Below are 14375 nucleotides of genomic sequence, written 5' to 3'. Positions count from 1 at the left end.
CTGCGACGTCAGGGCTGTCGAGAGCCACCGGCTTCTCCCCGCAGGCGCCCCTCCCGACCTTTAGACTATGCAAAGGTGGATCCCGCCAGACGACTGCCGTTCCACGTCCTTTACCCGATCGAGTCCGAAAGACGATTCACCCAAGATCCGTAAGGCCTCGCCTTGATCAACCAGAACGCACCGATCGGCCGACCCGGGCGGCCCACCGGCTGGCGACGTCGCGCCCTGCGCCTGCCGGTATTCGCCTACCGCGTCGGACTCGGCTCCCTCTTCGGCAAGCGGCTTCTTCTGCTTCACCACACCGGCAGGGTCTCGGGCCACGACCGCACGACCGTCCTGGAGGTCGTGTCCTTCGATGCGGTCAAGGGCAACTGGACCGTCGCCTCAGGCTTCGGACCGACGGCCGACTGGTACCAGAATCTCCGCGCACAGCCGCAGGCGCTCATCAGGTCCGGCAACCGCCCGCACCCTGTCACCGCCCGCTTCCTGCCCCCTGATGACGGAGCGGAGATCATGGCCGACTACGCGCGCCGGCACCCTCGCACGGCTCTCCGCCTGTGCGCCTTCATGGGACTGCCGGCCGACGGCAGCAACGAGTCGTTCCGTGCGGCGGGACGCGCCATCCCCTTCGTACGTCTCGAGGCAGGCGCCGGACACAGCCCGGCCGGGAGAAGAGACCGGTGACGCCCGGGCGTCATCACTCGTTGGCGGTCGCCTGAACTCATCCTGGTAATCCAGCAGCGCCGTTGCAGGACCACTGGAAAAGGCACGGCAATCTGCTTCGCGGCGGCACCCGGTCGCCGTCGGCGTGCGCATGACCGCTCCAGGAGCATCCACATAGGTGCATACGACACGCTTCCCGCGTCCGGATAACGGTCGGGTCTCACCTGTCGGAACACTCCCTGGTCACGAGCAGTGACGTGAGATACGTCACTAAAAGTTCGGCAAAGGCGTGGTAGAACAACGCAACTTCGCAGGTGGATCGGCCATCCACCGACCCGCGAAGAGCCGACCTGTCGTCGACCTGTTCACCGCTCGAGTCCGGCCCGGTCACGGTCCGACACCGCTCCGTGCCTCCCGGGTCCGCTCACCGGACAACGACGTTCGCCAAGAGACCGCTCAACCAGGCGAGACACCCCACCCGCCCGACCAGCGTCACCGAGGTAACCATCGTGTCACTCGACTCCGTCACCCAGTCCGTCGACGAAGCAGTCAGCGGATTCTTCGAGCCCATAGCAAAGTGGCTGGGAGAAGTCGTCTTCTACACCGTCCCCGTCGGCGGAACCGACCTGCCGCTCATCGTCGCCTGGCTCGTCGTGGCCGGCCTCGTCTTCACCGGCTGGTTCGGCCTCGTCCAGCTCCGCAGGTTCAAACTCGCCGTGGACGTGGTGCGGGGCAAGTACGACGAGAAGGGATCGACTGGCGAGGTCAACCACTTCCAGGCCCTGACCGCGGCGGTCTCCGGCACGGTCGGCCTCGGCAACATCGCCGGTGTGGCCGTCGCCGTCTCCATCGGCGGCCCCGGCGCCACCTTCTGGATGATCCTGTGCGGCCTGCTCGGCATGGCCACCAAGTTCGTCGAGGTCACCCTCGGCGTGAAGTACCGCGAAGTGCACCCCGACGGCACCGTCTCCGGCGGCCCGATGCACTACCTCCCCAAGGGGCTGGCCGAACGCTTCGGCAAGAACGGCAAGGTGCTCGGCAAGGTCCTCGCGGTCCTCGCCTCCTTCCTGATCCTCTTCTTCGGCCTCTTCGGCGGCAACCTCTTCCAGGTCAACCAGTCCTACGCGCAGCTGGTCTCGGTCACCGGCGGCGAGGACGGCGCACTCGGCTCCTCCGCCGGCGCCCTGTTCTTCGGCATCCTGATCGCCGCACTCGTCGGCATCGTCCTCCTCGGCGGCATCCGCTCCATCGCCAACGTCACCAGCAGGCTCGTGCCCGCCATGGCCGGCATCTACGTCGCCGCGTGCCTGATCGTGATCGTGGTCAACATCACCGCCGTCCCCGACGCCGTCACCTCCATCGTCGAAGGCGCGTTCAACCCCGAAGGAGTCGCCGGCGGCGTCCTCGGCGCACTGATCATCGGCTTCAAGCGGGCCGCCTTCTCGAACGAGGCCGGCCTCGGCTCCGCCCCGATCGCCCACTCCGCGGTCAAGACCAAGCACCCCGCCAGCGAGGGCCTGGTCGCCCTGCTCGAGCCGTTCATCGACACCGTCGTCGTCTGCACCATGACCGCCCTCGCCATCGTCATCGCCAACCCCGCCAGCTGGGGCGAGGCCCGCGCGGGCGAGGACATCGGCGGCGTGACGATCACGTCCGACGCCTTCGAGACGGTCCTGCCCTGGTTCCCGTACGTCCTCACCGTCGCCGTCCTGCTGTTCGCCGTCTCCACGGTGCTGACTTGGGGCTACTACGGCCTCAAGTCCTGGACGTATCTCTTCGGCCGCAGCCGGGCCAGCGAAGTGACCTACAAGGTCGTCTACACCGTCTTCGCCGTCGCCGGTTCACTGTTGACCCTGCAGACCCTGATCGACATGGCCGACGCCTTCCTCTTCACGCTCGCCGTCATCAACATCATCGGCCTCTACCTCCTCGCCCCTGTCGTCAAGCGCGAACTGGGGACCTTCCTCGAATTCGTCCGCGCCCGCAACGCGGACCCGAACGCCGGCAACGGCGACGACGACGACCAGGAACCGGTGAAGACCACCGTCTGACCGCTCACACGGCCCTGCTCCTCAGGGACGGGCCCGTGCCCCCCCCTGGCGGAGCACGGGCCCGTTCCCGTGCCCACGCCGACGGCGGGGCCGGCCACCGTCCGAAGCCGGCTGGGGACGACGGAGTCAGGTGCCTGCCCGGGTGCCGGTGCACCCGCGGGGCGGCGGGTTGGTGCCGAGCGCTCGTCGGAACACGCAGGCCAGCGAAGACTCCGTCCCGCTCTCCCGGTACCGTCGGGGTATGAGTCATCCGCACCCCGACCTGAAAGCCGCCCCGCCCCTTCCGAGAGGAGGGCTGCGGGTCACCGCTCTGGGTGGCCTGGGCGAGATCGGCCGCAACATGACCGTCTTCGAGCACGCGGGCAAGCTGCTCATCGTCGACTGCGGCGTGCTGTTCCCCGAGGAGACCCAGCCCGGCGTGGACGTGATCCTGCCGGACTTCACCTCGATCCGGGACCGGCTGGACGACATCGTGGCCGTCGTTCTCACCCACGGCCACGAGGACCACATCGGCGGTGTGCCGTACCTGTTGCGCGAGCGGTCCGACATTCCCGTCGTCGGCTCCAAGCTGACGCTGGCGTTCCTGGACGCCAAGCTCAAGGAACACGGCATCCGGCCGCGCGGGGTGCGGGTGCGGGAGGGCGACCGGCGTACCTTCGGGCCCTTCGACTGCGAGTTCGTGGCGGTCAACCACTCCATCCCCGACAGCCTCGCGGTCGCGATCCGTACTCGGGCCGGGCTGGTGCTGCACACCGGCGACTTCAAGATGGACCAGTTCCCTCTCGACGACCGCATCACCGATCTGCGTGCCTTCGCCCGTCTCGGCGAGGAGGGCGTGGACCTGTTCCTCACCGACTCCACCAACGCGGAAGTGCCCGGCTTCACCACCTCCGAGCGGGAGCTGAACCCGGCGATCGAGCAGGTGATGCGCACCGCACCGCGCCGGGTCATCGTCTCCAGCTTCGCCAGCCACGTGCACCGCATCCAGCAGGTCCTGGACGCCGCCCACCAGCACGGCCGCAAGGTCGCCTTCGTCGGCCGGTCGATGGTCCGCAACATGGGCATCGCGCGCGACCTGGGCTATCTGAAGGTCCCCTCCGGTCTGGTCGTGAGCACGAAGGAGCTGGAGAAGCTCCCGGACCACAAGGTCACCCTGGTGTGCACCGGCTCCCAGGGTGAACCGATGGCCGCGCTGTCACGGATGGCCAACCGCGACCACATGATCCGTATCGGCAAGGGCGACACCGTCCTGCTCGCCAGCTCCCTCATCCCCGGGAACGAGAACGCCATCTACCGGGTGATCAACGGACTCACCCGGTGGGGCGCCCACGTGGTCCACAAGGGCAACGCCAAGGTGCACGTCTCCGGGCACGCGAGCGCCGGCGAACTCGTCTACTGCTACAACATCGTGAAACCGCGCAACGTCATGCCCGTGCACGGCGAATGGCGCCACCTGCGGGCCAACGGCGACCTCGCCATCCGTACCGGTGTCGACCCCGAGCGGGTCGTCATCGCCGAGGACGGCGTCGTCGTCGACCTGGTCGACGGGCGCGCGTCCATCACCGGCAAGGTCCCCGCCGGCAACGTCTACGTGGACGGCATGGAAGTCGGCGGCGCCACCGAGGCGTCCCTCAAGGACCGCCTCACCCTCGCGGCCGAAGGCGTGGTCACGGTGGTGGCGATCGTCGACGCGGACACCGGCGCCCTCACCGAGCCCCCCGACTTCCTGGCCCGGGGCTTCGTCCACGACGACAGCACCTTCGAGCCGGTCGTCCCGGTCATCGAGAAGACCCTGGCCACCGCGGCCGAGGAGGGCGTCGGGGACGCGCGCCAGCTGGAGCAACTCGTCGCCCGCGCCGTGGCGAACTGGGCGTTCCGCACCCACCGCCGCCAGCCGCTCATCATCCCCGTCATCATCGACGCCTGACCACCGCCGGCGGCACGGCCGGTACCGCACGCGGCAGGGGCCGCTCAGCCATGGCTGAGCGGCCCCTGTGGTGGCTCGGTCCCTCGCGCAGCGCGCGAGGTCAGGCGAGGTTGATGTTCTCGGCCTGCGGCCCCTTCTGGCCCTGGGTGACGTCGAAGGTCACGGCCTGGCCCTCCTGGAGCTCACGAAAGCCCGTGGCGTTGATCGCGGAGTAGTGCGCGAAGACGTCCGGACCGCCGCCGTCCTGGGCGATGAAGCCGAAGCCCTTCTCCGCGTTGAACCACTTCACTGTTCCCGTTGCCATGTCTCATGCCTTCCAGCCGATGTACGCCCCCCACACCGTGTGGCAGGCGGAGGTGATCGCCCTGGTTCCTGCGGCACAACACAGCGAAACGCCCACACCCGAAGGTGCGGGGTACGAAGGAGTTCCGAACCACGACAGCTGACGCAGACGCTACACGTCCGCACACCGCGTCACCACAGGAAATGATCAGGCCGCGTACAGGACCGTGCGCACCGTGCCCGCCGGCAGCGGCGGGCACGCTCGTCTCATGCTTGGTCCGTCGGTTTCGCCGATTCGGCGGCACGGCGGTATTCGGCATTGATGCGCTGCGCTTCCTCGAGCTGGTCCTCGAGGATGACGATCCGGCAGGCGGCCTCGATGGCGGTGCCCTGGTCGACGAGTTCCCGGGCACGGGCGGCGATGCGCAGTTGGTAGCGGGAGTAGCGGCGGTGGCCGCCCGCGGAGCGGAGTGGGGTGATGAGGCGGGCTTCGCCGATGGCGCGGAGGAAGCCCTGTGTGGTGCCGAGTATCTCGGCGGCCCGACCCATGGTGTATGCGGGGTAATCGTCGTCGTCGAGACGGCCGAACGTGTCGTCTGCTGTCATTGCACCTCTCTGCGGAACGCGCGTCGAGGGGCCCTGGTGCCGACCGGCACCAGGGCCCCGAAGGAACTACTACACCATCTGCCGGCCCTGATACTGCACCGGCCCTCTGTTTCCGCGGCTCCGGACGAGACTCCGTCGGGTGCGCGGGGATCGCGGTTGCTTGACCGGAGACCACCTCACTGTCGATGTCCTGCGGTACCCGGGTTCTGGACTTCCACCCGGGCGATCCTGATGGCGCTCGGCTCCTCCGTTCTTCCCTCTCGGTCAACTACTCACTTACGGGTACTGCTCACGGCGGCCCCTGATCACTGCGGGCCACCCGGTGCGGTGGTCAGTCCCGTCGCCGTCCTGCAACCGCTTTGGCTTCGGAACTCCACCGCCGCACCGTCCTGCGCACTGCAACTGCGGCACCACTGCCCGGCAGTTCATCTCTGCCGGGCTTCACTCGATCTCGGCTACGAGAGAAACCATAACCGCATCGCCACCCAAAGTCTACTCTTGCTGGCATAGATTTCTGCGCACTCAAGGATGAGGTATTCCGCCTCGACCGGTTCATGTCACGTGGACGTGGGCTCACGTGGACGTGGGCGTCCGCACGCAAGTGTGGGCCCGACCGGCGTACCGGTCGGGCCCACACTGCTGCTCTTACGTCGGCTCGCGCCTGGAGCCGCCTCGCTCGTCTACGACTCGCGGGGCACCGCGCCGGCGCGAGCGCGCCGCGTACCCGGCCTCGCCCTCGTGGTCACGGGGTCAGCTTCCTGATCACGAAGGCTTTAGGCTGCCGCGTCGAGGGCGGACCGGCGGGCGGAAGCGCGCCGGGCGGCCGGTGAAGGGCGGCGCCGGCCTCGGGAGGAGGCGCCGCGCCGGGGACGCTCGGCCGCCGGTGCGGTGATGACGACCGGGATGCCGGACGGGGCCTGGGCGCCGGTGATCCGGCTCAAAGCCTCGTCACCCGGCCCGACCTGGGTGGTCCGCGGCCGGATCCCGGCGTCCGACATGAGGCGGATCATGCCGCGGCGCTGGTTCGGTGTGACGAGCGTGACGACGCTGCCGGACTCGCCGGCGCGGGCGGTACGGCCGGCGCGGTGGAGGTAGTCCTTGTGGTCGGTCGGCGGATCGACGTTGACGACCAGGTCGAGGTCGTCGACGTGGATGCCCCGCGCCGCGACATTGGTCGCCACGAGCACGGTGACGTGTCCCGTCTTGAACTGCGCCAGGGTGCGGGTGCGTTGCGGCTGCGACTTGCCGCCGTGCAGCGCGGCGGCGCGCACCCCGCTGTTGAGCAGGTTCCGGGTCAGCCGGTCGACGGCGTGCTTGGTGTCCAGGAACATGATCACGCGGCCGTCGCGGGCGGCGATCTCCGTCGTGGCGGCGTGCTTGTCGGCTTCCTGGACGTGCAGGACGTGGTGCTCCATCGTCGTGACCGCACCGGCCGACGGATCGACCGAGTGCACGACGGGGTCGGTCAGATAGCGGCGGACCAGCCGGTCGACGTTACGGTCCAGGGTGGCGGAGAACAGCATCCGCTGCCCCTCCGGACGCACCTGGTCGAGCAACGCGGTGACCTGCGGCATGAAACCCATGTCGGTCATCTGGTCGGCCTCGTCCAGCACCGTGACACCCACGTGGTTCAGTCCGCAGTCGCCGCGGTCGATGAGGTCCTTGAGCCGTCCGGGCGTCGCGACGACGACCTCGGCCCCGCCGCGCAGCGCGCCGGCCTGCCGGCCGATCGACACCCCGCCCACCACCGTGGCCAGCCGCAGCCCGACGGAACGGGCGTACGGTGTGAGCGCGTCGGTCACCTGCTGCGCCAGCTCACGCGTCGGTACGAGGACCAGCCCCAGCGGCCGGCGGGGCTCGGCACGCTGTCCGGCGGTACGGGCGAGCAGGGCGAGGCCGAAGGCGAGGGTCTTGCCGGAGCCGGTGCGCCCGCGGCCCAGGACGTCGCGGCCCGCCAGTGAGTTCGGCAGCGTCGCGCCCTGGATCGGAAACGGTACGGTCACCCCCTGCTTGCCGAGTTCGGCCAGCAGCTGCCCGGGCATGCCGAGATCGGCGAACGCCTCGACGGCGGGCAGCGCGGGCGTGATCGTCCTGGGCAGCGCGAACTCACCCCGCTCCGCGGCGGGGCGGCGGCCCTGACCACCGGACCGGGCGGGCCCGCCCGAACGGCGCGGTGCCTGCGAGCCATTGCGCGCACGGGCGGAGCGATCGTTGTTACGTGTGCGGTTCATGCGGAACCTTCCTCGATGTGGCACATATCAAGGAATTCCCGCAGCAATGAACGAAAGGGAGAATCACAAGTATGGACCGGGGCCAGATAAAACAGCTTCCTGCCGCCGGAAACATCCGGCGGCAGGCGCTGAAATGGGTGACCCGACAGGTACGTGAGATCCGGGCGCCGGGCGCGGCGCGGCGCGGGATCACGGGTTCCTCCGAGTCGGTCCCGCAGGCGAAACCGCTGCGGGACAGGCGTGCGGGGACACGCGTGCGGCTGGGGCCCGCACCCCGAAGGATGCGGGCCCCAGCTGCAGTCTGTGCGTCAGCGTCAGGCCGGAACGATGTTCTCGGCCGTCGGGCCCTTCTGGCCCTGCGCGATGTCGAAGGTCACCTTCTGGCCCTCGAGCAGCTCACGGAAGCCCTGCCCGGCGATGTTCGAGTAGTGGGCGAACACGTCGGCGCCGCCACCGTCCTGCTCGATGAAACCGAAGCCCTTTTCCGCGTTGAACCACTTCACGGTACCAGCAGCCATGTCTAATCTCCTTTTGGGGCAATACATCGGAATCCGCACTGCGCGGACCCCGTGTCGCCGCGATGATTACCCCGCCGGAAATGACCGGAAATACAAGGGCGCCTCCCACCGGCAGAACCGGGTGCGGCGCTTGAACATTCGGGAACCACAACTGCAACCGGGATCGACCGTAGCACACCGGAACAGCCCGTGCGGATTACGCGATTTCGCTCCGCTCATTGCGGCAATAACTCTCCCTACGCGGTCCGCCAAATCCTCACTTCGCGAGCACAGATATTGACCCGCTCCGTGCGCCGCGTACCGACGGGAAACGCTGTCCCACGAAGTGCGCCCCCTGACCCCCGGGAGGCCCGGCATGCCCCACGGCCGCCGCGCGCCTAGCGTGGGACGGAAGTCGCCCCCGTCGGAAGGAGCCGCTCATGCCGCTCGCCCGGAAGCCCCTGCAGGGCCGCGTCGCCGTGGTGACCGGAGCCGCGCGCGGCATCGGCGAGGCCATGGCCCGGATCCTGGTCGAACGGGGCGCGACGGTGGCGCTGCTGGGGCGCGAGGAGAGCACGCTGGCCGAGGTGAGGGACTCCCTGCCGGCGGGCCGCTCCGCGTGCTGGGAGGTCGACGTCACCGACGACCGGGGCATGGCCCTGGCAGGCTCCGAGATCCGTGCGCGGCTCGGGCCGCCCTCGGTGGTGGTGGCCAACGCCGGGCTGGCCGAGGGCGGGCCGTTCGCCGAGTCGGATCCCGGCGTCTGGCGTCGCGTCATCGAGGTGAACCTCATCGGCAGCGCGGTCACCGCGCGGACCTTCCTGCCCGACCTGTACGAAACGCACGGCTTCTATCTGCAGGTGGCGTCGCTGGCGTCGATCGGCGCGGCGCCCATGATGAGCGCCTACTGCGCGTCGAAGGCGGGAGTCGAGTCGTTCGCCCACTCGCTGCAGGCCGAGGTCGCCCACCGGCACGTGGGGGTGGGGATCGCCTACATCAACTGGACGGACACGGACATGGTGCGCGACGCCGATCAGCACGCGGTGCTGCGGGAGTTGCGCGGTCACATGCCGGCGCCGGCCCGCAAGGTGTACCCCGCCGCGTACGTGGCGGGCCGGCTGGTCGGCGCCGTCGAGCGACGCCGTCCCGCCGTCTACGTACCGGGCTGGCTGCGTGCGACGCAGCTGGTGCGCGCCGCGATGCCGCCGGTCGTCACGGCGCTGTCGCGCCGCGAGCTGCCGCGGCTCGGCGCGCGCGAGCCGTTCTCCGCGACCGGGCTGCTCGGTGCCGGCGGGCGGGCCGACCAGGCGGCCGGCTCCGCCGCCCCCCGCGGCTGACCGGGCGGCCCGCGCCGCCGGCGTGCATCCGTCCGGGGCGCCGGGCGTGAAGCAGTACACGTGCCGTCCACCCGCACGGCGGGCGGCCGGCCCGCCCGGGCCCCCGCCGACGGGCGGGTCCCCGCCGTGGCGGCCATGATCGGTCGGGGCCGGAACGGCGCCGTGGACGAGCCGGAGGGAAGCGCCATGGGGACGAGCGGACGACGGGACGCGGAGCGGCCGCTCTGCCTGGTGACCGGGGCGTCCGGGTACATCGGCGGGCGTCTGGTGCCGGAGCTGCTGGAGGCCGGTCACCGTGTCCGCTGCCTGGTCCGCACCCCCGCCAAGCTGCGCGACCAGCCCTGGGCGGCGGACGTCGAGCGGGTACGGGGGGACGTCACGGACGCGCGCTCGGTCGCCGAGGCGATGCGGGGCGTCGACGTCGCCTACTACCTGGTGCACGCCCTGGGGACCGGTGCGGACTTCGAGGACACCGACCGCCGCGCGGCGCACGTCTTCGCCGAGCAGGCGCACGCGGCGGGCGTCCGCAGGATCGTCTACCTGGGCGGTCTCACCCCGCGCGACGTCCCCGAGCACGAGCTCTCCCCGCACCTGCGCTCCCGCGCGGAGGTCGGCCGCATCTTCCTGGACTCCCCGGTGCCCGCGACCGTGCTGCGGGCCGCGGTCGTCATCGGCTCGGGCTCGGCCTCCTTCGAGATGCTGCGCTATCTGACCGAGCGGCTGCCGGTCATGGTGACACCCAGTTGGGTGCACACCCGCACACAGCCCATCGGGGTCCGCGACGTGTTGCGCTACCTGGTCGGCTCCGCCACCATGCCGGACGACGTCGACCGGCCCTTCGACATCGGCGGCCCCGACGTCCTCACCTACCAGGAGATGATGCGCCGCTACGCCACCGTGGCGGGCCTGCGGCGGCGGGTCATCGTGCCGGTGCCGGTGCTCACCCCGAGGCTGTCCAGTCACTGGGTCGGCCTGGTGACCCCGGTCCCGGCCTCCATCGCCCGGCCCCTGACGGAGTCCCTGCGCCACGAGGTCGTCTGCCGCGAGCACGACATCGCCCGGTACGTCCCCGACCCGCCGGGGCACCCCCTGCCGTTCGACGACGCCCTCGCCCTGGCGCTGCGGAGGGTCCGTGAGGCCCAGGTGTCCACTCGCTGGTCGTCCGCGTCCGTCCCGGGTGCCCCCAGCGATCCCCTCCCCACCGACCCCGACTGGGCCGGCGGCAGCCTCTACCAGGACGAGCGGCAGCGTCCCGTCGACGCGTCCCCGGAGGCCCTGTGGAAGGTGATCGAGGGGATCGGCGGAGACAACGGCTGGTACTCCTTCCCGCTGGCCTGGGCGGTGCGCGGCTGGCTGGACCGGTTCGCCGGGGGTGTCGGGCTGCGCCGCGGACGGCGGGACGCGGAGCGCCTGCGCGTCGGCGACTCGCTGGACTTCTGGCGCGTCGAGGAGATCGAACCGGTGCGTCTGCTGCGGCTGCGGGCGGAGATGCGGCTGCCGGGACTGGCGTGGCTGGAGATGCGCGTCGGGACGGACGCCGAGGGCCGCACCCTTTACCGGCAGCGCGCCCTGTTCCACCCGCGCGGACTGTTCGGCCACGCCTACTGGTGGTCCGTCTCGCCCTTCCACGCGGTCGTCTTCGGCGGGATGGCCCGCAACATCACCCAGGCGGCCGCCAAGGGCATGACCGCCCGCGGGAGCGACCGGCGCGCCAGGCGGGTCCGCGGCCGCCGCGATCCGCGAGGCGTCCGGCCGTAGCCCCCGTTCCCGCAGCACCGCACCAGGAGTGATGCCATGACCGTCGCGGTCGTCCTGTTCACCTCGGACCTGCGCCTGCACGACCATCCGCCGCTGCACGCCGCGCTGCGGGCGGCGGACGAGGTCGTGCCGCTGTTCGTGCTGGACCCCGGGATCCACGCGGCCGGTTTCGACGCTCCCAACCGGCGCGCCTTCCTCGCCGACTGCCTGCGTGACCTGGACGCCTCGCTGCGCCGGCGCGGCGGCCGGCTCGTGGTCCGCGCGGGGCCGGTCGCCGGAGAGGTCTGCGCGGTCGCCGCCGAGTGCGGGGCGGCGGAGGTGCACATGGCCGCGGGCGTCACCGCGTACGCCCACCGCCGTGAGGAGCGGCTGCGCGAGCGGCTCGGCGACGGCGGTGTGGCGCTGCGGGTGCACGACACGGTGGTCACCGCCGTCGCGCCGGGTGCGGTGACACCGTCGGGTTCCGACCACTTCGCCGTGTTCACCCCCTACTTCCGCCGCTGGGACCGGGAGCGGCTGAGGAAGCCCCTGCCCGCGCCGCGCGCCGTGCGGGTGCCCGACGGAGTGCGCGGCCGGCCGGTGCCGGAGCGCGCGGACGTGTCCGGCACCTCTCCCGGCGTCCCGCCCGGCGGGGAGAAGGCCGGGCGGGACCGGTTCTCGCGCTGGCTGGGCGACGGGCTGTCCCGGTACGAGGACCTGCACGACGACCTGGCCGGTGACGCGACGTCACGGCTGTCGCCGTACCTCCACTTCGGGGCGCTGTCACCGGTCGAACTCGTGCACCGCGCCCGGGGGCACGGCGGGCCCGGCGGGGACGCGTTCGTGCGCCAGCTGTGCTGGCGGGACTTCCACCACCAGGTGCTGGCCGCCCGGCCCGAGGCGTCGGCCGGGGACTACCGCACGCGCCACGACCACTGGCGGGGCGAGGAGGACGCCGCCGACGACATCGCCGCGTGGCGGGAGGGGCGTACGGGATATCCGGTCGTCGACGCGGCCATGCGCCAGCTGCGCCACGAGGGCTGGATGCACAACCGCGCGCGGCTGCTGGTGGCGAGCTTCCTCACCAAGACGCTGTACGTGGACTGGCGGATCGGCGCGCGGCACTTCCTGGACCTGCTGGTGGACGGCGACGTGGTCAACAACCAGCTCAACTGGCAGTGGGTCGCCGGCACCGGCACCGACACCCGCCCCCATCGCGTCCTCAACCCCCTCGTCCAGGCGAAGCGGTTCGACCCTGAGGGCGCCTATGTGCGCCGCTGGGTCCCCGAACTCGCGGACGTGGACGGCAGAGCGGTCCACGAGCCCTGGCGGCTCCCGGAGGACCGGCGGGCCGGACTCGGCTACCCCGCCCCGCTCATCGACCTCGCCGACGGGCTCGCGCGCTTCAAGCACGCCCGCGGCCGCGACTGAGGAGGCACCCGTCGTGCACTGGCTCTTCGGCGACCAGCTCGGCCCCCACTTCGCCGGCCCGGGCGAGGACGGTCCCGCCCGCGACGCGCCGCTGCTCATGATCGAGGCCCGCTCGGTCTTCCGGCGGCGCCGCTTCCACCGGGCCAAGGCCCATCTGGTGCTGTCCGCGATGCGCCACCGCGCGGCGGAACTCGGCGACCGCGTGACCTATGTGCGCGCCGGCACCTACCGGGAGGGACTGGAGCGGGCGGCACGGGGACGCCCGGTCACGGTCCACCACCCCACCTCGCGCCGCGCCCTCCGCCTGGTGCGCGGCCTGCCCGGGGTGACGGTGGGCCCCGCGCGCGGCTTCCTGGTGCCCATGGCCGACTTCGCCGGCTGGGCGGACGGACACGGCGGACGGCGCCTGCGGCAGGAGGACTTCTACCACTGGGTCCGTCGCGGACACGGCCTGCTCATGGACGGCGGCGAGCCGGCCGGGGGCCGGTGGAACCTCGACCACGACAACCGCGAGCCCCCTCCCCGCGACACCACCGCCCTCGAGGTCGGCCGTCCCTACCGCCCGCGCGAGGACGACATCGACGACGAGGTGCGGCACGACCTCGACCGCTGGGAGCGGGACGGGGACGTCTCCTTCGTCGGGCGGGACGGGCCCCGGCTGTTCCCCGCGACCCGCGCGGAGGCGCGGCGGGCCCTGCGGCGCTTCGTCACGCACCGGCTCGCGACGTTCGGGCCGTACGAGGACGCCATGCTCGCCGGCGACCCGGTGATGAGCCACAGCCTGCTCTCCTCCTCGCTGAACCTCGGCCTGCTCGACCCCGCCGAGTGCGTCGGGGAGGCCGAGAAGGCCTGGCGCGCGGGCCGGGCGCCGCTGAACAGCGTGGAGGGCTTCGTACGGCAGATCGCCGGCTGGCGCGAGTACGTCTGGCAGCTGTACTGGTACTTCGGCGAGGACTACCGGGACTCCAACGCGCTCGGTCACACCGCCCCGCTGCCCGACTGGTGGAACGACCTGGACGCGGACGCCGTCCGGGCCAACTGCCTGCGCACCGTCCTGGCCCAGGTGCGCGACACGGGGTGGACCCACCACATCCCCCGGCTGATGATCCTCGGCAGCCACGCGCTGCAGCGGGGCTGGGACCCCGCCGCCGTCACGGACTGGTTCCACCGCTGCTTCGTCGACGGCTACGACTGGGTGATGCTCCCCAACGTCGTCGGCATGTCCCAGTACGCCGACGGCGGCCGGATGACGACCAAGCCGTACACCTCGGGCGGCGCCTACGTGAACCGGATGAGCGACCTGTGCGGTCCCTGCGACTACCGGCCGGGCGACCGGACCGGCGCACACGCCTGCCCGTACACCGCCGGCTACTGGGCCTTCCTGGACCGGCACCGGGACCGGCTGGCGGGCAATCAGCGCGTCGCCCAACCGGTACGGCAGCTGGACCGGCTCGCCGACCTCGCGGAGGTGCGCGAGCAGGAACGGGAACGGGGTGACGCACCGCCATGAGCCGCCGCTGGGCCACAGGAGTGACACCGCCGGGGAGGGCGTCCCGCGGCGGAAAGAGATCAACGCATCCGTATCAGGGCACTCGGCGGAAGCACTGATGTGC

General features: G+C 71.3%; 11 protein-coding genes. 7 read left to right on the top strand and 4 right to left on the bottom strand.

Annotated elements, in window-relative coordinates:
• Positions 1-162: 162 nt before the first annotated feature.
• The 3 genes from CNQ36_RS26995 to CNQ36_RS26985 all read left to right on the top strand — a co-directional run bounded on the left by CNQ36_RS26995 (position 163) and on the right by CNQ36_RS26985 (position 4641).
• Complete coding sequence (locus CNQ36_RS26995) at positions 163-684, top strand: nitroreductase family deazaflavin-dependent oxidoreductase (protein ID WP_121547895.1); 522 nt, start codon at positions 163-165, stop codon at positions 682-684.
• 488 nt (positions 685-1172) lie between these two features.
• Entirely contained in the window at positions 1173-2714 is a 1542-nt protein-coding gene (locus tag CNQ36_RS26990) for an alanine/glycine:cation symporter family protein (protein WP_121547894.1), read from the top strand.
• 241 nt (positions 2715-2955) lie between these two features.
• On the top strand, positions 2956-4641 hold the full coding sequence (locus CNQ36_RS26985; protein WP_121547893.1) for a ribonuclease J: 1686 nt from the start codon (positions 2956-2958) through the stop codon (positions 4639-4641).
• A gap of 100 nt (positions 4642-4741) precedes the next feature.
• Here CNQ36_RS26985 and CNQ36_RS26980 read toward each other — a convergent pair whose 3' ends face one another.
• The 4 genes from CNQ36_RS26980 to CNQ36_RS26965 form a co-directional block, all read right to left on the bottom strand.
• The gene (locus CNQ36_RS26980) at positions 4742-4945 is read right to left on the bottom strand and encodes a cold-shock protein (RefSeq protein ID WP_004922998.1); all 204 of its coding nucleotides are present in this window, start codon (positions 4943-4945) and stop codon (positions 4742-4744) included.
• Positions 4946-5190: 245 nt separating this feature from the next.
• Positions 5191-5529 (bottom strand): MerR family transcriptional regulator, encoded by a 339-nt coding sequence (locus CNQ36_RS26975; RefSeq protein WP_004922999.1) that lies wholly within the window; start codon positions 5527-5529, stop codon positions 5191-5193.
• 773 nt (positions 5530-6302) lie between these two features.
• Complete coding sequence (locus CNQ36_RS26970) at positions 6303-7760, bottom strand: DEAD/DEAH box helicase (RefSeq protein ID WP_121547892.1); 1458 nt, start codon at positions 7758-7760, stop codon at positions 6303-6305.
• A 314-nt stretch (positions 7761-8074) separates the two neighbouring features.
• Positions 8075-8278: a cold-shock protein gene (locus tag CNQ36_RS26965; RefSeq protein WP_004923001.1), complete on the bottom strand. Its 204-nt coding sequence runs from the start codon at positions 8276-8278 to the stop codon at positions 8075-8077.
• Between the two features lie 419 nt (positions 8279-8697).
• Between CNQ36_RS26965 and CNQ36_RS26960 the strand changes: the two genes are divergently transcribed.
• The 4 genes from CNQ36_RS26960 to CNQ36_RS26945 all read left to right on the top strand — a co-directional run bounded on the left by CNQ36_RS26960 (position 8698) and on the right by CNQ36_RS26945 (position 14272).
• On the top strand, positions 8698-9594 hold the full coding sequence (locus CNQ36_RS26960) for an SDR family oxidoreductase (protein ID WP_121547891.1): 897 nt from the start codon (positions 8698-8700) through the stop codon (positions 9592-9594).
• A 186-nt stretch (positions 9595-9780) separates the two neighbouring features.
• Positions 9781-11352, top strand: a complete 1572-nt coding sequence (locus CNQ36_RS26955; protein ID WP_121548611.1) for an SDR family oxidoreductase — start codon at positions 9781-9783, stop codon at positions 11350-11352.
• Positions 11353-11388: 36 nt separating this feature from the next.
• Complete coding sequence (locus CNQ36_RS26950) at positions 11389-12762, top strand: cryptochrome/photolyase family protein (protein WP_004923004.1); 1374 nt, start codon at positions 11389-11391, stop codon at positions 12760-12762.
• 13 nt (positions 12763-12775) lie between these two features.
• A complete protein-coding gene (locus CNQ36_RS26945) occupies positions 12776-14272 on the top strand; it encodes a cryptochrome/photolyase family protein (protein WP_121547890.1) in 1497 nt (498 codons plus the stop codon).
• Positions 14273-14375 lie beyond the last annotated feature (103 nt).

This window comes from Streptomyces fungicidicus, assembly GCF_003665435.1.
GTDB lineage: Bacteria > Actinomycetota > Actinomycetes > Streptomycetales > Streptomycetaceae > Streptomyces > Streptomyces fungicidicus.
The sequence above is the reverse complement of the archived record's forward strand: the minus strand, read 5'-3'. Positions and strand labels throughout refer to the sequence as shown.